The sequence below is a fragment of the Pseudomonas sp. AP19 genome (genome assembly GCF_001728855.1).
Classification (GTDB): domain Bacteria; phylum Pseudomonadota; class Gammaproteobacteria; order Pseudomonadales; family Pseudomonadaceae; genus Aquipseudomonas; species Aquipseudomonas fluorescens.
Genome location: NZ_LXJP01000041.1, coordinates 18,201 through 39,879 on the forward strand (window position 1 = coordinate 18,201; position 21,679 = coordinate 39,879).

Sequence of the window (21,679 nt, forward strand, 5' to 3'; positions counted from 1 at the left end):
GCCCATGGATGCCAGCCTTACCGCGCAGTTCCTGGAAGTCGCCTACCCGGTGATCAGCGCCGCCTCGCTGGCCGCCTGCCGGGCCATGGGCGTGGTGGTGATTACCCCGGCCTTCAACCGCCTGGGCCTCACCGGGATGATTCGTGGCTGTGTGGCCGTGGCCATTTCCATCCCGATGTTCTTCCCGGTGTTCGAAGCACTCACCGCGATGCCCGAACATGGCAGCGTGTTCATCGCCGGGTTGCTGATCAAGGAATTTTTGATCGGCATTCTGATCGGGCTGTTGTTCGGCATTCCGTTCTGGGCGGCAGAGGTGGCGGGGGAGCTGATCGACCTGCAGCGCGGCTCGACCATGGCGCAGTTGGTGGACCCGCTTTCAACCGGCGAATCGAGTGTGATGTCGACCCTGTTGACGGTGATGCTGATCACGCTGTTTTTCATGTCCGGCGGTTTTATCCTGATGGTCGACGGTTATTACCACAGCTACCAGTTGTGGCCGGTGACCGCGTTTACCCCGGTATTTGCCAGCTCGGCACTGCTGGCGGTGCTGTCGATCCTCGACCAGATCATGCGTGTTGGCGTGCTGATGGTTTCCCCGTTGCTGATCTCGCTGCTGATTACTGACTTGATGCTTGCCTACCTGTCGCGGATGGCGCCGAACCTGCACATTTTCGATTTGTCGTTGCCGGTGAAAAACCTGTTTTTTTCGATCCTGATGGTGATCTATATCGGCTTCCTGATCCCGTTGATGCTCGACCAGTTGGCGGCGTTTCGCGGCACCGTCGAATTGCTCAAAACCCTGGCAGGCATGGAGTAGCTGATGGCCGACACCAGCGAAGAGAAATCCCAGCCGGCCACGGACAAAAAGCTCAACGACGCCCGCAAGAAAGGCCAGGTCGCCAAGAGCCAGGACCTGGTGTCGGGCATGGTCATTCTGTTCTGCACCTTGTGCATCTCCATCCTTGCGCCCCGGGCCATGGCGCAGGTCACGGCGCTGATTGACCTGACCGCGCGCATCTACATCGAACCCTTCGCCACGGTGTGGCCCCGGGTGCTCGACCATGCCGAACAACTGATCATCGGGATCACGCTGCCGGTGATGGCGGTGACCACCGGCGTGGTGATCCTGACCAACCTCATCACCATGCGCGGCTTTGTGTTTTCGGTGGACCCGATCAAGCCCGAGTTCAAACGCATCAACCCGGCGGAGGGCATGAAGAAGATCTTCGCCTTGCGCAACCTGGTGGAGTTCCTCAAGGGGCTGGTCAAGGTGCATGTATTGGCGATCGCGTTTTACGTGGTCGGCAAGCACGCGTTACAGGCGCTGATGGAGTCGTCACGCTGTGGTGCCGAGTGTATGGAGTCGACGTTTTTCCTGGTGCTCAAACCGCTGGTGTTCACGGTGCTGTGCGCGTTTCTCACGGTGGGCGCCGTGGACGTGCTGATGCAGCGCTGGCTGTTCGGACGCGACATGAAGATGACCCGCAGCGAAACCAAGCGCGAGCGCAAAGACATCGACGGCGACCCGCTGATCAAGAGCGAACGGCGGCGCCAACGCAATGAAATGCAGGCGCTGGCCACCAAGCTGGGGTTGAGCCGGGCGTCGATGATGATCGGCACCACCGATGGCTGGGTGATTGGCGTGCGCTATGTCCGCGGGGAAACGCCGGTGCCGGTGATCGTGTGTCGCGCATCACCGGAAGAGGCCTTGTTGATGTTGCAGGAGGCCTACGATCTGGGGATTCCCCATGCGCCGGACAAGTCCCTGGCGGCGGCTATCGCCAGGAAAGCCGTACCCGGCGACCCCGTGCCGGATGCCTCATTCCAGGCCGTGGCCGATTGGCTTGTGGCTGCGCGCCTGATCTGAGCCAACCTGAATCAAACCGTGGAATGACTTATTGTGATGTGCGGGCTTGCCCTAATGCCAGTCAGTTAAGCGAACGAAATGCTCAATGCAGCGAAGATCAAATGTGGGAGCGGGCTTGCCCGCGAAGACGTCGGCCCAGAAAACATTGATGTTAACTGACCCACCGCTTTCGCGAGCAAGTCGAATCGTCGCACCGCCGCTCCCACAGGGGATCTGCGCTTAACTGACCGGCATTAGGGCTTGCCCCGCGCCGGGCTGCGCAGCAGCCCCAATAAGATCAGATGGAGGTTGTAGCTCATCATCTACGAGGTCACTCAATTTCATTCGATGCCATCAGTTGCATCCGCCAGGTACGCCACTTATGATTCGCCTCGTCGTTGCCAATTCAACGACTCAGGCTTGGTCGCCTGAAACCTCAGTGCGCACAGGCGCCATCCTTCGAAAGTCGGCGTTTTTTTTCGCCCACACTTTCGTGTTATGGCAGCTGTGCGCGGGACGCCTTCGGGTGTGCCGGGTATCACTGAGGCCCGGTCGACCAACCTGCGTACAGCTGTCACCCTTTGTTTGGTCGCAAAAGTGGCAGCTCCCCTACCTCAGTGGAGTATCGCCAATGTCATATATCCCGCTTCAAATCAGTGCAAGTGAACACCCGGTGCTATTCATCAATTCTCAAGCATCTCTTTGTGACTTACACGCGGTTGCAGGGGAGAGAATGCGTGCCGCGAAAGACGCTATCGAAAGTCTGGCGTGTATGGATCTCAAGACAATCGATATCGAAGATCTGACTCATTTTGTTCAAACGGCTTCGTTGTTGGCGCAAGACGGCTATGCAATCTGGAAAGTATTGGAAGCCAGGGCGATGGAAATTGAGTATCCGCGCTAAACGGGTTTCTTAGATGTACAGATCGCCTCCTTTTTGGGGGGCGATCAATGTGCCTTTCAGGGCCGCTTCGCAGCCCAGCGCGGGGGAAGCCCGCTCACCACAGTAGTCATTCCAAATTTAGACCCCTAGCGATGTTGAAACCGAGGTAACGAAGCAATCCTCAATTTGGGTTCCTGCAGGCGTGCCAGGTCGGTTGCAATCTGTGCGCGCCAGAAGTGCGCGCCCGCCAGTTGTGCATCCACCCAGGCTTGGCGCAGCAGGACCTTGGCCTTGTCCTCTGAACCGCAGTCGCCCTGGCGCAGGGTCAGTTGCGCCTTGATCCGCAGTATTTGCGGTACAAACCAACACTCTTGGCGGCCGACAGCCACTTGCAGTGTGTCTTCCAGTACTTCCAGGGCAAGTTGCTCCAGGCCCAGCCGCGCCAGGCCCAGCGCGTATTCAGAGCGCAGCAGGCTATGGAGCTGGCTGTCGCCCTGGCCTTGCAGATGGTGCAGCGCCTCGCCCAATTGCGGCACGCCTTCTTCCGGCGAACCTTGGCGGATCAGCAGGATGCTTTCGAAGCAGCGGCGAAATTGCCGCCAGATATGCAGGTCCTGGCAGGTGGTGCTGTCTTGCAGCAGGCCCAGGTAGTAACGCATTTTCGGCAGGTTGGACGTAAGCAGGGCCAGGGGAATCGCGCCCAGGCACAGGGTGTACCAAAGGGTTGCCGGGTGGTCGAGTGAGACCGCTTCGTCGACGCAGGCGCCGATCAGGCGCAGTGCCGGGTCGACCTCGCCTTCGAGCAGTTGCACCTTGGCCTTGAGGCAACGGGCGGCGATGCGCTGGTCAAAATGCACGTCGATGATGTGCGAGCGCGGTGCCGACGGTGAGCCGAGGGCTTCGTCGATATTCTGTCGCGCGCCCTGCAGGTCGCCCATATGAAACAGCGCCACGGCGCGCATGCGTTTGCCGAGCAATTGCTGGTTACCGCTGCTGTTCAAGGCCAAATATCGCTCGGCCAGCTCCAAGGCTTCGGCATATTGGTTGCAGCCACAGCGGTCGGTCCACAGCCCCCACAAGGCGCGCATTTTGTGTTCGGCGTCGCCGAGGTCGCGGGCGTCATCACGAACCTGGCGCCAGGCTTCGCGCATCTCCCCACCGGTGCCGTAAGTCAGCATCAGCACACTGGCCAGAGCCGTGTGCAGCAACATGCGTTGGCGCAGCGGCAATGGGGTGATGGCGTTGCTCGCCAGGCCCTTGGCGACCCAGGTGCGGCATTCGCTGACCAGCGACAGACGCAGCCACAGCGGCACTCCGCCCAGGGTCAGTTCGATTGCCAGGGGCAGGTCGCCGTTGGGTGAATAGGCCCAGTCCAGGGCCGAGCGGATGGTGCTGTTTTCGGGGCCGTAGAGGGCGACCCAGGTTTCCGGCGACAGGCCATCCAGGGTCTGCCCGGCTTCCTGCAACATGCCGAGGGCATACCGCGCGTGGCGCAGGCTGGTGGCATTGACCTCGCCCTGTCCGGCGAGTTTTTCCAGGGCATAGGCGCGGGTGGTTTCCAGCAGGCGATAGCGCTTGAGCAACTGCGATTGACCGGCGATCAGCAATGACTTGTCCATCAGGCTTTCGAGCAACGGCAGGGCGTTGCGTGGGTCCAGGCTGCTGTCGGCCGTCATGGCCTTGACCGCATCGAGGGTGAAGCAGCCGGTAAACACCGCCAGTTGGCGCAACATGGCCTGTTCGTCGCCACTGAGCATCGAGTAGGTCCAGTCCAGTGTGGCGCTGAGGGACCGGTGACGGGCGAGGGCAGTGCGCCGGCCGGTCATTTGCAGCCGAAAGCTGCCGTCGAGCAGGCCGACCAGATCCTGAATGCCAAAGGTGCGTACCCGTGCGGCGGCGATCTCGATGGCCAGCGCATTGCTGTCGAGTTTGCGACAGATGGCGCTGACTGCCGACACATCAGCATCGTTGAACTCAAAGCCGGGGTCGAGGGCGCGCACGCGTTCCACAAACAGGCGCACACCAGACCAGGCCAAGGCTTCGCTGGCACTCAGGCGCGCCTGTTCGTCAGGCACTTGCAGCGGCGCCAGGTCGTGCACCCGTTCGCCTTCGGCGCGCAACGGTTCGCGGCTGGTGGTCAGCACGTAGCATTGTGGGGCGCTGCTCAGCAGGGTTTCCACGGCGTCGGCGGCGGCCGGCAACACGTGTTCGCAGTTATCCAGCACCAGCAGCAAACGGCGGTCGGCCAGGGTCGCCGCGATGCTGTGCAGCGGGTTATCGCTGATCGTCTGGATGCCCAGGGCGCTGGCGAGTATGCCGGCTACCCATTGCCCGCTGGTGGCGGGCGCCAGGTCGACAAAGCAGGTGTCCAGCGTGAACGCACGGGCCAACTCGCGGGCCACCGCCAGGGCGACGGTGGTCTTGCCGATGCCGCCCGGGCCGGTGAGGGTGACGAAGCGCTGGCTGAGCAACTGGTCGGCAAGGCTGGCGATCAGCGTGTCGCGGCCGATCACTTCGCAGGGCAGCCGCGGCAGCGTGAGTTCCTCGGCCCGGGCATAGGGGACCGGCAGGGTTTCTTCGCTGGCGGTTTGCACGGTGACCGGTGCCACAAAGCGATAGCCTCGGCCCGGCACGGTGACGATATAACTGAAGTTGCCATCGTCGCCCAGTGCCCGGCGCAGGGCGACGATCTGCGCACGCAGGTTGCATTCCTCGACGACCACCTTGGGCCATGCGTAGGCGATCAGCTCGGCTTTTTCCAGTAATTCGCCGGCGCGCGTCGCCAGCGCAATCAACAGGTACAGCGCACGGCTACCCAGGGTCACGGGCTCACCGTTGCGCAGCAACACGTGCTGTCTTGCCAGTAACAGAAAGGGGCCAAAGCCGAGGACGCTCTCAGCGGGCGCCGGGGTGGGGTGGTCTGCATCCATATAGGACACTGCGTGGTTCTTGCTCGAGCTCATCAATTCGTCCTTTTTATAGTCGGGCTTGTTATTGACCATCAGGCCATTCGCCTTTTTTTGGGGTACAGATGTGCAGCAGCAGTCTTGGAAAGTTGATGTCGATCAAAGGGTCAGAAAAGCCGCCCTCCTTTGGGGCGTATTCGTTGTTATGGGTGTGTCGCGAATCCTGTCTCAGTGGATGAGACTGTCTCAACCCTGAAACATTTTATTACTGGAAATAGTGCTAAAGCAGAATGTATGCCAGTTGGCATGTAACAAAGATGACAACAACCGCATGAAATTTATGGTGATTTTCAGGTTGGTCGGGGCGGTTGAAGCGGATTTGTTCGGAAACACGAATATTTCTAATTGTGTCGTTCGGGATGCCGAATAAAACCGCCGTGGGGTGGCGGTGATGAATCGGTTTTGGGGGCCAAACGTCTCCATGCACCACCGTGGTACATCGGTATGACGTTCTGACAGATTGCTGATACGAACCGGACTGCGCACCCCTCGCGCCTTGGCCACACCCAGCCAAGTCAGCCGATATAGGGATGAAGCGCGACGGCGAATCAACACCCTCGGCGTACATGAAAATTCCGACAGCCAGGCAATTGTCCACTGAAAAAAATCCGCGCGCCCCGTACTCTAGAGGCCTTTGTCACCTGCGCGGATTGTTCATGTCCTCTGTTGCCGATGGGTTGCCCCTCAATAAACGCCTGCCCGCCGTCATCGCCATCTCCCTGGGGATCGGCATGGCGACCCTGGACACGGCCATCGTCAACACAGCGTTACCGACGTTGGCCGAAGGCATCGGCACCGACTCGGCCTCGGTGATCTGGGTCGTCAACGCCTATCAGTTGGCGATTATTGCCACGGTGTTGCCGTTCGCGTCGTTGAGTGATGTGCTGGGGCACCGCCGGGTGTATCTCGGCGGGTTGCTGCTGTTTATTGTCTCGTCGTTGTTTTGCGGGCTGGCCGGGTCGCTGTTGACCCTGACGGCCGCGCGCGTGGCGCAAGGGCTCGGTGCGGCGGCGGTGATGAGCGTGAACACGGCGTTGCTGCGGCATATCTACCCCTCGAAAATGCTCGGGCGCGGCTTGGGCTATAACTCGTTGGTCGTGGGCTTGGCGTTCACCCTCGGGCCCACGGCCGCGTCGGCGATTCTGTCGGTGGCGACCTGGCACTGGCTGTACCTGATCAACGTGCCATTGGGCTTGTTGGCATTGGGCCTGGGTCTGCGTTCATTACCGACGCTGCCGATGACCGGGCATGCGTTCGACCGCCTCGCCGCGTTGCTGTGTGCCGGGCTGTTTGCCTTGTTGGTGCTCGGGCTGGGTACGGCGGTACACGGTGCCCAAGGCGCACTGACCCTGGGCCTGATCGCTGTGGCGCTGGTCTGCGGCGTGCTGTTGTTGCGTCGGCAGGCCGGGCATCCGGCGCCGATGCTCGCCCTGGACCTGTTCAAGCGGCCGGTGTTTGCGCTGTCGTCCCTCACCGCCATCTGTGCGTTCAGCGCCCAGGGCCTGGCGTTTGTGTCGTTGCCGTTCCTGTTGCAGGCAGTCCTCGGCCATAGCCAGGTGGAAACCGGTTTTCTGATGACGCCGTGGCCTGCTGTGGTTGCGGTGATGGCCTTGGTGGCGGGGCGGTTGGCGGATCGGGTGTCTTTGGGCGTGTTGTGCGGTATCGGCCTGTTGATGCTCAGCGTGGGCATGGCGGCGCTGGCGACCTTGGGTAACGAGGCGTCGGCCTTTGACATCGGCTGGCGCATGGCCTTGTGTGGCGCCGGGTTCGGCTTTTTCCAGTCGCCCAACCTCAAGGCGTTGATGACCAGTGCACCGCTCGCGCGCAGCGGCGGGGCCAGTGGCATCGTCGCGATTTCACGCTTGTTGGGGCAAACGCTGGGCGCATCGCTGGTGGCGTTTTGTTTCCATCTGTCCCTGGCCAGCGGCCCGAAATATGCGTTGTGGCTGGGCTGCGTGTTTGCACTGGTGGGCAGCGTGGCCAGCGGTCTGCGCTTGCTGCCCTACGGGAAAAAAGCGTAAACGGCCGTTGTAAATGCGTCGTCGAGGGCGCTAGTGTGGCGGCCTGAATGTTTCGGAATATTTCAGATTTATGTCCAGCCAGGCCCAACGTACTGCTGATCGCACTTCCCGACGTGCCGCACTGACCCTCGCGTTGTGCCTGCCCAGTGACGTGTTGCTCTACCTGCTGCTGCCCATGGAGTCCCAGGCCTTTGGCATCACGCTGGCCCAGGCCGGGGTGTTGCTGGCGGCCAACCGCCTGGTGCGGATTTTCGGCTACCGGCATGTCTTGAATTTCTACGCACGCAACGGCGATCGCCTGACCTGCATGATCGCCGCCGGCGCGGCGACCGTGTGCGCTTTGGGCAACTCAATGTTGTCGGGGTTTGCGGCATTGTTGGGGCTGCGGCTGATCTGGGGGCTGTGTTTCGCCGCGTTGAACCTGTCGACGCAAGTGTTGGCGACTTCCGAACCGGCGGGCGCAGCACGCAGGGCAGGGCGCTCACGGGCGGTGATTGCCCTGGGGCCGATGTTGGCGTTGCCGCTCGGTGGCTGGTTGACCTTATGGGCCGGGCCGCGTCCCATCTTCGTGATTCTTGCCGGCTGCTGCCTGGTCGGCGTGTGGGTGGCGCGCGGGTTGCCCACCAACGGGCATGATTTGCACAGCACAGGGCGCCGCTTCAAGTGGCCGGATAGCGTCGCGACCTGGTCATTTATCGAAGGTGTGGCGCTGGACGGGCTGTTTATCTTTGGCCTGTCGATCCAGGCCCAGAAGATTCTCGGCGGCGACGCGGTGCTGATCGCCGGTGGATTAATGGCCCTGCGCTATGCCTCGGAAATGCTCCTGAGCCCACTGGGTGGCCGCGCGGCGCAACGCTTTGGCGCCACCTCGATGCTGCTGCTGTTCTCGTTTTTGAGTGCCTTGGCGCTGACCGCGTTCGGCAGTTACTGGGTGATTGTCGGCGCGGCCGCTGTGCTGGTGTTACGTGCGTTGCAACTGCCACTGGTCACCACCTTGGTGGCCGAGCGCAACCCGGGCTCGATGCGCGTTTCGGCGCTGGCGTCGAACGCGGTGTGGCGCGATGTCGGCGCGGGCCTTGGGCCGCTGATGGCGGGCCTGTTGCTGCCGGTGGCGTCGGCGCCGTGGGTGTTTGGCCTGGCGGGGGCAGCGATTGCGGTGAGCGCAGTGTTCTGCTGGCGGGCAAAGGTCAGCGGCTGACCGCGGCGTGCGGTCTCAAGCGCTTTTAATGCTGTCCATCCATGCAGGGTCGAAGCGGGTTTGCTCGGTGTCGATCCCCAGCGCCTGCATCTTTGCCGCGTGCGCGTCGATTTCACCGACCAGTTGCGCCTGGGCGCTGGAATTGGCATCCAGCGCATGCATCTGGGTCAGCCCCAAGTGGTAGAAGCGCAGGACCTTGATCGCCGTCGGGTCGTTGGCTTGCACGCGTTCAGTGACCGTGTGCATCACATTGGTCACGCTCATCAGGCTGCGTTTGAGCTGCCAGCCATATACCGCGGGTGCAAGCCAAGGCTGGGTCCAGAATGGGCCGCGCACCAGCGCGAGCGTGATCAATACCCCGGCAAACACGCCACCGACATTGAAGCGAAAGTTATCGCCGCCGGGTTCGCCGAACAGCATCACTGCCAGGCTCGACAGCAGCATCGCCAAGGCGATGAACAGCACGGCCACGATGAGTGTGCTGCGCCGCGTTTGTTGGCGGTAGGTAACGGGGTCGCAGGGTTTGAGCTCGAACATCCGGGGCAGGTCTCAACAGGGCGCGGGGTGGCATCTTCGCATGCTTTGGGCAAACAAGTTGAACGATGAAGCCTGGCGCTTTCTCTAATTTTGTGTAGGCCACCCACTCCCCTTGAGGTGAACGATCATGCCCGAATATAAACAACCCCCCCCTGGCACGCCCAACCCTGACCGCACACCCGGCGAGGAGGAGCGCGACAACGATGCGTTGCGTCCCAACGACCCGGCGGAGCGTCAGGACGATGATGAGCAGCAGGTTGAGCAAGACCTGGAAAACCTGCATGACAAAGCGCGCCCGCTTTAAATAAGGAGGTTATCGTGAGTGATTCCCCCAAAGGCCCGCGATCCAGCGAGCATGCCAGCGGCAAGTATGAACTGGGCTTCGACCCGGATTCCCCCGACGTCGCCGACCCTCAGGTCGACCCGATTGGCCCGGCGATCGCGCCCCTGGACAAGGGCAAGAAACAACCGGCGGAAAAAAAGCCGCCCTACGATCCGTTGGGCGACTTGAAGAAGTAAAGTCAGCCCCGCTATGGCGGGGCGTTTGCTTGTGTGGAGGTACTTACTTGGGCGGAGCCCAGGTGACCTCGGTAATGCCGAACTTCTCCGCCCAGGGGCGGGTGGTTTTTTTCACCTGTTCGTGACCCACGCGCCCAATGCGGCTGACATGCGCAATGTCGGCGTCGACCGCCGCCCAGTGCCAGGCCTCGGCGTTGTTCATGACCTCGGCGCGCACCACAAAGGACTTCGGTTGACCGTGCAGCTGATAGTGGATGGTGTAGATTTTTGCGGTACTCATGTTGCCTCCCTGTCTTGTTATAGATGGATAGGTAAGCGTTCAAAAAGGTTCACTCAAAATGACAACCTGCACACTGTCGCGGCATAGTGACGGCTTCGCCCTGCGCTAAAGGATCGCGCCATGCCCCGTCTGACTCACAGCCAGCTCTACCTGCAACGCCTGGGCTATGACTCGCCGCCACCGCCCACCCTGCAAACCTTGCAAGCGCTGCAACTGCGCCATGTGTGCACCTTCGCTTTCGAGAGCTTGTCGACCTTGCTGCGTGCGGCGGTGCCGATCGATTTGCCCAGCATCGAGCAAAAGGTTCTGCTGGAGGGGCGCGGCGGCTATTGCTTTGAGCTGAACCACCTGTTTCTGGCGCTGCTGCAGGAATTAGGCTTTGACGCGCGGGGGCTGACCGGCTGGGTCGTGATGGGCGGGCCACCGGACGCGCGCACCGGGCGTACCCATCGCCTGAGCCTGGTGACACTGGATGGCGTGCGTTATGTGACCGATGTGGGCTTTGGCGGCATGGTGCCGAGCAGCCCACTGCAGCTGGACACCGAGGCGGTTCAGGCCACGGCTCATGAACCTTATCGCCTGACGTTCAATGGTGCCGACTACACCCTGTGGACCCAGGTGGGCGAGGAGTGGCGGGGTTTGTATGTGTTCGACCTGCAAGTGCAGGCGGACATGGACTACCTCATCGGCAACTGGTACGTATCGACGCACCCGGCGTCAGTCTTCGTCGGGCAGTTGAAGGCCGCGCGTCTGGCACCGGGCAAACGGTATACGTTGAACAATGCCAACTATGCTCTGCACAGTCTCGACCAACCGAGCGAAAAGCGTGTCATCGAGAGCGCCGATGAGCTGATGAGCTTACTGCATGAAACCTTCGGCATTCGCTTGCCGGCCCATCCGCAGCTGCGCGAGACGCTTGCTGGCCTGGTGCTCGCACACTCGCAGGCGTCTTGACATAGACGCCGTCGCGCCAACGTTTTACCTGCAGGCCGATGCACAACACCAAGTGACCTGAGCGCTGTTTTCTGAGCGCGCTCAGGCTGGCCCAGGCCCGCCTGAGCGGCCAGCGGCTGGGAGCAGGCGACCATGTTGTTGCCCATGACGGGCGAGCGCGCGGACGTGTAGGGTTGGCTGTAATCCAGGTCATCCAACCTGCGTGGCCCTCTTTTGGCAGTGGTCAGTTGTTGCGCCCGGTGCGACACGTAAACCGTCCGCGAGCAGGATGACACACAGGATAGTTGCTCACCGCCAGCGCGGATGCCAGCAACGCAATCGGCGCACGCTGCGCGCTGATGTGCGTTCAATAGACGCCACCGCTCGCTGACTCAATAACGTGTCGCACAATCCAAAACGGCGCCCGAAGGCGCCGTTTTGTTGACTAACGTCCCGCTAGGCGATCAAACGCCCAGCACCGCATGCTGCACCAAGGTGAGCAACGGTTGAGGGTACACACCCAGGAAGAACGCCAGCAGGGCGATTGCCAGCAGCATCACGCCACCGGCTTTTTGTTCCCAGTGCAGCTCGGCGTCCACACGGCGCAGGTTTGGCTCGATCAGGTACAGGGTGACCATCACGCGCAGGTAGTAGAACACGCCGATGGCGCTGCCCAGTACCAGGGACGCAACCAACCACCACTCGTGCGCTTCAACACCGGTAGCGACGATGTAGAACTTGCCGATAAAGCCCGCGGTCAGCGGGATGCCGGCCAGGGACAGCATCATCACGGTGAGTACGGCGGTCAGGTACGGACGGCGCCAGAACAGGCCGCGGTATTCGTACAGGGCGTCGGCGTCACGGCCTTTGTACGGCGAGGACATCAGCGTGATAACGCCGAATGCGCCGAGGCTGGTGATGACGTAGGTGACCAGGTACACGCCAATCGCTTCCACGGCCAGGCCTTTGCTCGCCACCAGGGCGATCAGCAGGTAGCCGAAGTGAGCGATGGAGGAGTAACCGAGCAGACGCTTGAGGTTGTTCTGGGTCAGGGCCAGCAGGTTACCGAACAGGATCGACGCAATCGCGATCACGGTCAGCACGTTGCTCAGCACGCCGGTGTTGGCGGCAGGGGAGATCTGGAACAGACGCACCATCACCGCAAACACGGCAACCTTCGACGCTGTGGCCAGGAACGCCGCCACCGGCGCCGGGGCGCCTTCGTACACGTCCGGGGTCCACAGGTGGAACGGCACCAGGGAGAGCTTGAACGCCAGGCCGATCAGCATCATGGCCAGGCCCAACTGGGCGATTGGCGCAGGCATGCTGGTGGTTGCCAGGGCGTGACCGATACCGGTGAAGCTCAGGCTGCCGGCTTCTGCGTAGAGCAGGGCCATACCGAACAACAGGAACGCGGAACCGGCGGCCGAGAGCACCATGTACTTGATGCCGGCTTCCAGGGAGCGCTTGTTGAAGAAGGCGTAGGCCACCAGGCCGTAGGTCGGGATCGACAGCAGTTCCAGGCCGATGAACAAGCCCGCGAGGTGCTGCGCGCTGACCAGCACGATGCCACCGGCCGCAGCCAGCAGGATCAGCAGGTACAGCTCCTCCTTGTTGCCAGGGTAGCCGGTGCCGCCTTCGCCGAGGTAGGCATGCGCGAGGGTCACGCAGGCCAGGGTGGCGACGAGGATCAACGCGATATACAGCAGCGCGAAGTCATCGATCATCATCAGCGGGGTCACGGCCAGTGGCGCGACTTTAAGGGCCGGAATGATCGACAGCAGGGCCAGGTTCAAACCGGCACAGGACAGCAGGAACGTTTGCGAGTGATTGCGGCGCCAGGCGATCGCCAGCATCACCACCACAATGGTGAGGCTGGTAATCAGCAGCGGCGCAAGCGCGATAAAGTGTTGGATCGTGAATTCCATAGCGCTCTTACCGTGCCGAAGCGAGTTGAGTGAAGGCGGTGCTGAACCACTGCTGCACGCCATGCATCGTCGCGGCAGAAGTGTCCAGGAACGGTTGCGGGTACACGCCGATGTAGATCAGCAGCACCGCAAGGCCGAGCACCATGATCAGTTCGCGAGCATCCATCCCTTGCAGGACGGTGTCGGACTTGGCCGGGCCGAAATAGGCGCGGTGGATCATGATCAGCGAGTAAACCGAACCGAACACCAGGCCGGAAGTCGCAATGGCACTGATCCACGGTGTGTGCACGAACGAACCCATCAGGATCAGGAACTCGCCGATGAAGTTGCCGGTGCCCGGCAAGCCCAGGGAGGCGGCGGCGAAGAACAGGCTGATCGCCGGCAGGTAAGCGATGCGTGACCACACGCCACCCATTTCACGCATGTCACGGGTGTGCAGGCGCTCGTACAGCTGGCCACTGAGGATAAACAGCGCGGCGGCCGAGACACCGTGGGCCAACATCTGGATCACTGCGCCTTGCAACGCCAGCTGGCTGCCGGAGTAGATGCCGATCAGTACGAAACCCATGTGGGAAACGGACGAGAAGGCGATCAGACGCTTGATGTCGGTTTGGGCGAAGGCCAGGAACGCACCGTAGAAGATCCCGATCAGACCCAGGGTCATGGCGATCGGCGCAAACTCGGCCGAGGCATTCGGGAACAGCGGCAGGGCGAAACGCAGCAGGCCGTAGGCCGCCGTTTTCAGCAGGATACCCGCCAGGTCCACGGAACCTGCGGTCGGCGCCTGGGCGTGAGCGTCAGGCAACCAGGAGTGGAACGGCACCACCGGCAGCTTCACCGCGAACGCGATGAAGAAGCCCAGCATCAGGATGTACTCGGTGGTCAGGGACATCTTGGTTTTCAACAGGTCGGCGTAGTTGAACGTGATCACGCCCGTGCTGTTGAAGTTGACCAGTACCAGACCCAGGATCGCCACCAACATGATCAGGCCGGAAGCCTGGGTGAAGATGAAGAACTTGGTCGCCGCGTAGATCCGGGTTTTCTTGCCGTCCGAAGAACTGTGACCCCAGAGCGCGATGAGGAAGTACATCGGCACCAGCATCATTTCCCAGAAGAAGAAGAACATGAACAGGTCGAGGGCGAGGAACACGCCGACAACGCCGCCCAGGATCCACATCAGGTTCAGGTGGAAGAAGCCCACGTGACGCTGAATCTCTTTCCAGGAGCAGAGTACCGAGAGGATACCCAGCAGGCCGGTCAGCAGGATCATCAACAGCGACAGGCCGTCGAGGGCCAGGTGCACGTTGATGCCGAAGCGCTGGATCCACACGTGCTTGAATTCAAGCGCGAAGGTCGGATCGACACCCGGTGCCGGAGCAAATGAATAGTCGCCATGGGCCCACAGCCAGAGGCCGAGCGCGAGTTCCAGGGACATGGTCAGCAACGCAATCCAGCGGGGGAGGGTGGCGCCGAAGCGTTCACCCATCCAGCAGAGCAGGCCGCCGATAAAGGGGATCAGGATTAGCCAGGGCAGAATCATGACGGGCTCGTTTCCTTTTGCAAGTTCGCAAAGTACGCAATGTTCATAGTCATACCGCTACCACCACGATGGCGCCGATCACCAGCACGGCGCCGACGGCCATGGAAGCTGCATACCAACGCAATTGGCCCGTCTCGCTGCGGCTCAGGGCGGTGTGACCGGCCTTGGCGGCGCGCGGGATCAAACCGATGGTCTGGTCGAGCGGGTCTCTGCGCAGTACATGGCTGATCGCAAGGTAAGGCTTGACGAACAGTTTGTCGTAGATCCAGTCGAAGCCCCAGGCGGCGAACCACCAGGCCGAAAGGAAGCGGCCAATGCCACTGTTGGCGACGGCGGTCACGAAGCGACGCTTGCCGAGGAACAACAGGGCCGCCAGCAGGATACCGGCGATGGCGATAGCGCCGGAGGCGATCTCCAGGCTGTGCTTGGCAGCGCCGCCGGCATGCCCAGCGCTTTCCGGCAATACACCGGCCAGTGGCGGGGTGATCATGGCGCCGATGAAGGTCGACAGGATGATCAGCACCGACAGTGGCAGCCAGTGGGAGATACCGTGGCCTGCGTGTGCTTCGGTCTTGGCTTCACCGTGGAAGGTGATGAAGATCAGGCGGAAGGTGTACAGCGAGGTCATGAAGGCACCCACCAGACCTGCGTAGAGCAGATTCTGGTTACCGCTGGCAAAGGCTTCCCAGAGGATTTCGTCTTTGGAGTAGAAACCGGCGGTCACCAACGGCAGGGCAGCCAGTGCCGCACCCCCGACGATGAAGCTGGCGTAGGCCAACGGCAGTTTCTTCCACAGGCCGCCCATCTTGAAGATGTTCTGCTCGTGGTGGCAGGCAACGATCACCGCACCCGAAGCAAGGAACAGCAGCGCCTTGAAGAACGCGTGGGTCATCAGGTGGAAGATCGCCGCGTCCCAGGCGCCAACGCCCAGGGCCAGGAACATGTAGCCGATCTGGCTCATGGTCGAGTAGGCGAGGATACGCTTGATGTCGGTCTGCACCAGCGCGGCGAAGCCGGCCAGTACCAGGGTCACGCCGCCAACCAGGCCCACCAGGTGCAGGATTTCCGGCGCCAGGGTGAACAGGCCGTGGGTACGGGCGATCAGGTAGACACCGGCGGTGACCATGGTTGCGGCGTGGATCAGTGCGGAGACCGGAGTCGGGCCGGCCATCGCATCCGCCAGCCAGGTTTGCAGCGGCAGTTGTGCGGATTTACCCACAGCGCCACCCAGCAGCATCAGGGTCGCCAGGGTGATCCAGAAATCACCGACCTGGAACTTCTGCGGTGCCAGCACCAGCAGTTCCTGGATGTTCAGCGTGCCCACTTGTTGGAACAGGATGAACAGGCCGATGGCCATGAACACGTCGCCGATGCGGGTGACGATAAAGGCCTTGAGTGCCGCGTTACCGTTGTTGCGGTTGCTGTAGTAGAAACCGATCAACAGGTACGAGCACAGGCCCACGCCTTCCCAGCCGAAGTACAGGAACAACAGGTTATCGCCGAGGACCAGGAACAGCATGCTGGCGATAAACAGGTTGGTGTAGGCGAAGAAGCGCGAGTAACCGGCTTCGCCGCGCATGTACCAGGACGCGAACAGGTGGATCAGGAAGCCTACACCGACGACCACGCCAAGCATGGTGATCGACAGGCCGTCGATGTAGAGGGCGAAGTTGGGCTTGAAGCCCTCCACCGACATCCACTGCCACAGTACCAGGGTGTAGTGGCCGCCTTCCGGCGGCGCCACGTTGAATTGCCAGATGACATAGGCGGCGACAATCGCCGACAGGCCAATGGAGCCCACACCCACCAGGGCAGACAGGTTTTCCGACCAGCGTCCACGGGAGAACGACAGCAGCAGGAAACCGATCAGGGGAAATACGAAAGTCAGAAAGATCATGTTCATCCGCGCATCTCACTGGCAGCGTCGATATCAAGCGTGTGGAAGCGACGATACAGTTGCAGCAGGATCGCCAGGCCAATACTGGCCTCGGCGGCTGCCAGGCTGATCACCAGGATGAACATGACTTGTCCATCCGGCTGGCCCCAACGTGCACCCGCAACGATGAACGCCAGTGCTGCGGCGTTCATCATGATTTCCAGGCTCATCAACACGAACAGAATGTTACGGCGGACCATCAGGCCGACCAGGCCAAGGCAGAACAGGATGCCGGCGACCGCCAGACCATGCTCCAAAGGGATAGCAGGCATCGTCATTGCTCCTTGGCTTCGTTGCGGCCCAAGTGGAAGGCGGTGATGGCTGCCGCGAGCAGCAGCATCGAAGCCAGTTCGACCACCAGCAGGTACGGGCCGAACAGGCTGATGCCCACGGCCTTCGCGTCTACGGTGGTGTGGCCGATGGCCTGGCCGCTCTGGTGAGCGAACAGCACATACAGCAGTTCACCCAGCAGCAGGGCGGCCAGGACAACCGGGCCAAGCCAGATGCCGGGTTTGAGCCAGACGCGCTCCTGGGCGACCGAAGCCGGCCCCAGGTTGAGCATCATCACCACAAACACGAACAGCACCATGATGGCGCCGGCGTAGGCAATCACTTCCAGGACACCGGCGAACGGTGCGCCGAGGCTGAAGAAGGTCATGGCCACGGCGATCAGCGAAATGATCAGGTAGAGCAGGGCGTGCACGGGGTTGGTGTTGGTGATCACGCGAAGCGTGGACACCACTGCAATACCCGACGCGAAATAGAAAGCGAATTCCATCTTTCTTCCTTAAGGCAGCAAGCTCTTCACGTTGATCGGCTCGGCTTCGTTTTGTGCGGCGCCTTTCGGCTTACCGGCAACGGCCATACCTGCAACACGATAGAAGTTGTAATCAGGGTTTTTACCGGGACCAGAGATCAACAGATCTTCTTTCTCGTACACCAGGTCCTGACGTTTGAACTCGGCCATCTCGAAATCCGGTGTCAGCTGGATCGCGGTGGTCGGGCAAGCTTCCTCGCAGAGGCCGCAGAAAATGCAGCGCGAGAAGTTGATGCGGAAGAAGTCCGGGTACCAGCGACCGTCTTCGGTTTCAGCTTTCTGCAGGGAGATGCAGCCTACCGGGCACGCCACGGCGCACAGGTTGCAGGCTACACAACGCTCTTCGCCATCGGGGTCGCGGGTCAGCACGATACGGCCGCGATAGCGCGGCGGCAGGTACACCGCTTCTTCCGGGTATTGCAGGGTGTCGCGTTTGCGGAAGCCGTGACCGAACACCATCACCAGGCTTCGCAACTGGGTACCGGTACCCTTAACGATGTCGCCAATATATTTGAACATGGGTCAAATCCTCACTGAACCGCGCCGGCTGGCGTGTTCAACAACACAACGGCAGCCGTCACCAGCAAATTGATCAGGGTCAGCGGCAGGCAGAATCTCCAGCTGAAATCCATCACCTGGTCATAGCGCGGGCGCGGAATAGAGGCGCGCAGCAGGATGAACAGCATGATGAAGAACGCCGTCTTCAAGAAGAACCAGAAGAACGCCAGTTGCGGCAAGATGTTGAAGGGACCGTGCCAGCCGCCGAAGAACAGCGTGACCAGCAGGGCCGAGATCAAGATGATGCCGATGTACTCGCCAACGAAGAACATGCCCCATTTCATGCCGGCGTATTCAATGTGGTAACCGTCGGCCAGTTCCTGTTCCGCTTCCGGCTGGTCGAACGGGTGACGGTGAGTCACGGCGACGCCAGCGATGAAGAAGGTGCAGAAGCCAAAGAACTGCGGAATGATGAACCACAGGTTCTGCGCCTGGTACTCGACGATGTCGCGCATGTTGAACGAGCCGACCTGCACCACGATGCCCATCAGCGCGAGGCCCATGAACACTTCGTAGGACACGGTCTGGGCCGAAGCCCGCAAGCTGCCCAGCAGGGCGAACTTGTTGTTACTCGACCAACCGGCGAACAGCACCGCGTAGACCGACAGACCGGCCATGGCGAAGAAGAACAGCAAGCCGATGTTCAGGTCCGCCACGCCCCAGGTCGGGGTGATCGGGATAACGGCGAAGGCGATCAGCAAGGCGCTCATGGCCACGACCGGTGCCAGGGTGAAGATCACCTTGTCGGCAAACGGTGGGGTCCAGTCTTCCTTGAAGAACATTTTCAGCATGTCGGCGGCGATCTGGAACATACCAAACGGGCCAACGCGGTTCGGACCGTAACGGTCCTGCCACCAGCCCAGCAGGCGACGCTCGACGAAGCTGAGCAGGGCGCCCGCGACGACCACGGCCAACAGGATCACGATGGCCTTGACGACCGAGATGATCACGTCGATCACTTCAGGGGTGAACCAGGTCATTGCGCTGCCTCCTGCAGACCGTCAACGGTTTGGCCAAAGATCGCAGGCGGGATACCGGCGAGGCCTTTCGGCAGTGCCACCAGACCCGCACCCAACTCGTCGTTGATACGCAGCGGCAGACGCAGGGTCTTGCCACCGACGTTCAGGCTGAGCAGGGCGCCGTCGTTGACACCCAGGCGATCGGCTTCGGACTTGGCCACGGACACGTAGGCGGCCGGAATGCGCTCTTGAACCGGTGCGGCTTTGGAAGAGGTTTCTTCGCTGCCGAACAGGTGGAAGAACGGCACAACCTGCCAGGTGCCCTGGGCCGGGTTGAACGGACGCGGGACGGCGGCGAACCAGTTCAGCGCATCACCGGTGCTTTCGATCAGGCGGGTGCCTGGGTCGCCAGCGCGGATATGACCACCGACTTCGTCCTGGAACTTGTTCCAGGCTTGCGGCGAGTTCCAGCCCGGCGACCAGGCAAACGGCACCTGTTGACGCGGCTCGACCGAACCCGAATAACCTTCCATGGAGAAGGCGAACGCGGTGTCGTTGTCCTGCGGTGTACGCGGTTCGTGCACGCTGATGTCAGCACGCATGGCGGTACGCCCGGAATAACGCAGCGGCTCGCGGGCCAGCTTCATGCCCTTGATGCGGAACGCGGCGGACGGTGCCGCGTCGACAATGCGCGCCAGTTGCGGGGCGCTTGCGGCGACGGCTGCGGTGACGTGGTCGAGCTGGGTCCAGTCGAGTGGCTGGTTCAGCAGGGTCGAGCGCAGGGCATGCAGCCAGCGCCAGCCTTCGTGAACCAGGATGCTGGCGTCCATGTATTTCGGATCGAACACCTGGAAGAAGCGCTGGGCACGGCCTTCCTGGCTGACCAGGGTACCGTCGCCTTCGGCGAAGGTGGCGGCTGGCAGCACCAGGTCGGCACGCTCGCTGGTGGCGGTCTTCTGGTGATCAGCAACGATCAGCACTTTGGCTGCGTCCAGCGCGGCGTCGACCTTGGCCGAATCGGTGCGGGTGTACAGGTCGTTTTCCAGTACCACGATGGCGTCAGCTTTGCCGTCGGTCACAGCCTGCAGGGCGGCGTCGAGGGACTCGCCACCGAGCATGGCCAGGCCCAGGCTGTTGGCTTCCGGCACGACCAGGCTGATGGAACCGTTCTTGTCGCGCAGCTTGAGGGCTTTGGCGATGTTGGCGGCGGCTTCGATCAGCGCTTTGGAACCCAACGAGGTGCCGGCAATGATCAATGGACGCTTGGCGGCCAGCAGGGCGTCGGCGATGCGCTGGGCCAGTTCCGCGGCTTCCGTGTCCAGGCCTTCGACGGCAGGTGCGCTGGCGTCCAGGGCGTGGGCCACGGCGAAACCGATACGCGCCAGGTCATCCGGCGCGGCGTGCACGCATTCTTCGGCGATGTCGTCGAGCTTGGTTTCAGCCAGGCTTGCGATAAACAGCGGGTTCAGCGCGTGCTGGCCGATGTTTTTCACCGCGGCGTCAAGCCAAGGCTGTACGCGCATGGCGTCGGCCATGTCTTCGGCCTTGCCTTTGACCGACTGACGCAGCGACAGCGCGATACGCGCAGCGGTCTGGGTCAGGTCTTCGCCGAGGACGAAGATCGCATCGTGGTCTTCGATGTCGCGCATGTTCGGAACCGGCAGCGGGCTGTCGTTCAGCACCTGCAGGACCAGGCGAATGCGCTCCAGCTCAGCGGCTTCGATACCGGAGTAGAAGTGCTCGGCACCGACCAGCTCGCGCAACGCGAAGTTGCTTTCGAGGCTGGCGCGTGGCGAACCGATACCGACGATGTTGCGGCCGCGCAACAGGTCGGCGGCTTTATCCAGTGCTTCGTCGGTGCTCAGCTTGGCGCCACCGGCCAACAGCGGCTGGCGTGGGCGGTCTTCGCGGTTGACGTAGCCATAGCCGAAACGGCCACGGTCGCACAGGAAGTACTGGTTGACCGAACCGTTGAAGCGGTTTTCGATCCGGCGCAATTCGCCGTAGCGCTCGCCCGGGGAGATGTTGCAACCGCTGGAGCAGCCATGGCAGATGCTCGGTGCGAACTGCATGTCCCACTTACGGTTGTAACGCTCGGAGTGCGTCTTGTCGGTAAACACACCGGTCGGGCAGACCTCGGTGAGGTTGCCGGAGAACTCGCTTTCGAGCACGCCGTCTTCAACGCGACCGAAGTACACGTTGTCGTGGGCGCCGAATACGCCCAGGTCGGTGCCGCCGGCGTAGTCTTTATAGAAACGCACGCAACGGTAGCAGGCGATGCAGCGGTTCATTTCGTGGGAAATGAACGGGCCGAGGTCCTGGTTCTGGTGAGTGCGCTTGGTGAAGCGATAACGGCGCTCGTTGTGGCCGGTCATCACCGTCATGTCTTGCAGGTGGCAGTGACCGCCTTCCTCACAGACCGGGCAGTCGTGGGGGTGGTTGGTCATCAGCCATTCGACAACGCTGGCGCGGAACGCCTTGGATTCTTCATCTTCGATGGAGATCCAGGTGTTGTCGGTGGCTGGGGTCATGCAGGACATGACGATACGACCACGGGTGTCGTTTTCGTCGGTGTACTGCTTGACCGCACACTGGCGGCAGGCACCCACGCTACCAAGCGCGGGGTGCCAGCAGAAATAAGGGATGTCGAGGCCTAGTGACAGACATGCCTGTAACAGGTTGTCCGCCCCATCGACTTCGAGCGCTTTGCCGTCTACGTGGATAGTGGCCATGGTTCAAAGTTCTTCGTTGGCCCGTT

General features: G+C 61.6%; 19 protein-coding genes. 8 read left to right on the forward strand and 11 right to left on the reverse strand.

The features are described 5' to 3' along the window. The first annotated feature begins 4 nt into the window (after positions 1-4). The 3 genes from sctT to A7D21_RS23970 all read left to right on the forward strand — a co-directional run bounded on the left by sctT (position 5) and on the right by A7D21_RS23970 (position 2,750). Positions 5-817, forward strand: a complete 813-nt coding sequence (sctT, locus tag A7D21_RS23960) for a type III secretion system export apparatus subunit SctT (RefSeq protein WP_053256855.1) — start codon at positions 5-7, stop codon at positions 815-817. 3 nt (positions 818-820) lie between these two features. Beyond that, complete coding sequence (locus A7D21_RS23965; RefSeq protein WP_053256854.1) at positions 821-1,867, forward strand: EscU/YscU/HrcU family type III secretion system export apparatus switch protein; 1,047 nt, start codon at positions 821-823, stop codon at positions 1,865-1,867. Between the two features lie 610 nt (positions 1,868-2,477). Beyond that, positions 2,478-2,750: a hypothetical protein gene (locus tag A7D21_RS23970; RefSeq protein WP_069552846.1), complete on the forward strand. Its 273-nt coding sequence runs from the start codon at positions 2,478-2,480 to the stop codon at positions 2,748-2,750. 125 nt (positions 2,751-2,875) lie between these two features. Here the strand turns inward: A7D21_RS23970 and A7D21_RS23975 are convergent, their stop codons facing one another. Further along, positions 2,876-5,692 (reverse strand): winged helix-turn-helix domain-containing protein, encoded by a 2,817-nt coding sequence (locus tag A7D21_RS23975; protein WP_069552856.1) that lies wholly within the window; start codon positions 5,690-5,692, stop codon positions 2,876-2,878. 659 nt (positions 5,693-6,351) lie between these two features. Here A7D21_RS23975 and A7D21_RS23980 point away from each other — a divergent pair. Continuing rightward, the gene (locus A7D21_RS23980) at positions 6,352-7,716 is read left to right on the forward strand and encodes an MFS transporter (protein ID WP_053256852.1); all 1,365 of its coding nucleotides are present in this window, start codon (positions 6,352-6,354) and stop codon (positions 7,714-7,716) included. Between the two features lie 70 nt (positions 7,717-7,786). Then, positions 7,787-8,914, forward strand: coding sequence for an MFS transporter (locus A7D21_RS23985; protein WP_053256851.1), 1,128 nt, complete (start codon positions 7,787-7,789; stop codon positions 8,912-8,914). A gap of 15 nt (positions 8,915-8,929) precedes the next feature. On the opposite strand, the gene A7D21_RS23990 is transcribed toward A7D21_RS23985, so the two are convergent. Then, a complete protein-coding gene (locus A7D21_RS23990; RefSeq protein ID WP_053256850.1) occupies positions 8,930-9,451 on the reverse strand; it encodes a DUF3087 domain-containing protein in 522 nt (173 codons plus the stop codon). 127 nt (positions 9,452-9,578) lie between these two features. On the opposite strand from A7D21_RS23990, the gene A7D21_RS35895 reads away from it, so the two are divergent. Both A7D21_RS35895 and A7D21_RS23995 read left to right on the forward strand, forming a co-directional pair. Beyond that, positions 9,579-9,755: a hypothetical protein gene (locus tag A7D21_RS35895; RefSeq protein ID WP_167422768.1), complete on the forward strand. Its 177-nt coding sequence runs from the start codon at positions 9,579-9,581 to the stop codon at positions 9,753-9,755. A gap of 14 nt (positions 9,756-9,769) precedes the next feature. After that, positions 9,770-9,970: a DUF6021 family protein gene (locus A7D21_RS23995; protein WP_069552847.1), complete on the forward strand. Its 201-nt coding sequence runs from the start codon at positions 9,770-9,772 to the stop codon at positions 9,968-9,970. A 43-nt stretch (positions 9,971-10,013) separates the two neighbouring features. Here A7D21_RS23995 and A7D21_RS24000 read toward each other — a convergent pair whose 3' ends face one another. Further along, complete coding sequence (locus A7D21_RS24000) at positions 10,014-10,250, reverse strand: DUF6555 family protein (RefSeq protein ID WP_053256848.1); 237 nt, start codon at positions 10,248-10,250, stop codon at positions 10,014-10,016. Positions 10,251-10,370: 120 nt separating this feature from the next. On the opposite strand from A7D21_RS24000, the gene A7D21_RS24005 reads away from it, so the two are divergent. Continuing rightward, positions 10,371-11,204, forward strand: a complete 834-nt coding sequence (locus A7D21_RS24005; RefSeq protein ID WP_069552848.1) for an arylamine N-acetyltransferase — start codon at positions 10,371-10,373, stop codon at positions 11,202-11,204. A 443-nt stretch (positions 11,205-11,647) separates the two neighbouring features. Here A7D21_RS24005 and nuoN read toward each other — a convergent pair whose 3' ends face one another. Genes nuoN through nuoG form a run of 8 tightly spaced genes read right to left on the reverse strand, consistent with a single transcriptional unit; the run spans position 11,648 to position 21,653 of the window. Continuing rightward, positions 11,648-13,111, reverse strand: a complete 1,464-nt coding sequence (gene nuoN / locus A7D21_RS24010) for an NADH-quinone oxidoreductase subunit NuoN (protein ID WP_053256846.1) — start codon at positions 13,109-13,111, stop codon at positions 11,648-11,650. A 7-nt stretch (positions 13,112-13,118) separates the two neighbouring features. After that, the gene (gene nuoM / locus A7D21_RS24015; protein ID WP_053256845.1) at positions 13,119-14,651 is read right to left on the reverse strand and encodes an NADH-quinone oxidoreductase subunit M; all 1,533 of its coding nucleotides are present in this window, start codon (positions 14,649-14,651) and stop codon (positions 13,119-13,121) included. A gap of 49 nt (positions 14,652-14,700) precedes the next feature. Beyond that, positions 14,701-16,554, reverse strand: a complete 1,854-nt coding sequence (gene nuoL, locus A7D21_RS24020) for an NADH-quinone oxidoreductase subunit L (protein WP_053256844.1) — start codon at positions 16,552-16,554, stop codon at positions 14,701-14,703. Next, positions 16,551-16,859 carry an NADH-quinone oxidoreductase subunit NuoK gene (nuoK, locus tag A7D21_RS24025; protein ID WP_003174727.1) on the reverse strand — a complete coding sequence of 103 codons (309 nt, stop codon included), beginning with the start codon at positions 16,857-16,859 and terminating at the stop codon, positions 16,551-16,553. The genes nuoL and nuoK overlap by 4 nt, the downstream gene beginning before the upstream one ends. 2 nt (positions 16,860-16,861) lie before the next feature. Further along, positions 16,862-17,365, reverse strand: a complete 504-nt coding sequence (gene nuoJ / locus A7D21_RS24030; RefSeq protein WP_003174726.1) for an NADH-quinone oxidoreductase subunit J — start codon at positions 17,363-17,365, stop codon at positions 16,862-16,864. A 9-nt stretch (positions 17,366-17,374) separates the two neighbouring features. Continuing rightward, on the reverse strand, positions 17,375-17,923 hold the full coding sequence (gene nuoI / locus A7D21_RS24035; RefSeq protein ID WP_003174725.1) for an NADH-quinone oxidoreductase subunit NuoI: 549 nt from the start codon (positions 17,921-17,923) through the stop codon (positions 17,375-17,377). 11 nt (positions 17,924-17,934) lie between these two features. After that, positions 17,935-18,942, reverse strand: a complete 1,008-nt coding sequence (gene nuoH, locus A7D21_RS24040) for an NADH-quinone oxidoreductase subunit NuoH (RefSeq protein WP_053256843.1) — start codon at positions 18,940-18,942, stop codon at positions 17,935-17,937. Next, entirely contained in the window at positions 18,939-21,653 is a 2,715-nt protein-coding gene (gene nuoG, locus A7D21_RS24045; RefSeq protein WP_069552849.1) for an NADH-quinone oxidoreductase subunit NuoG, read from the reverse strand. The genes nuoH and nuoG overlap by 4 nt, the downstream gene beginning before the upstream one ends. Positions 21,654-21,679 lie beyond the last annotated feature (26 nt).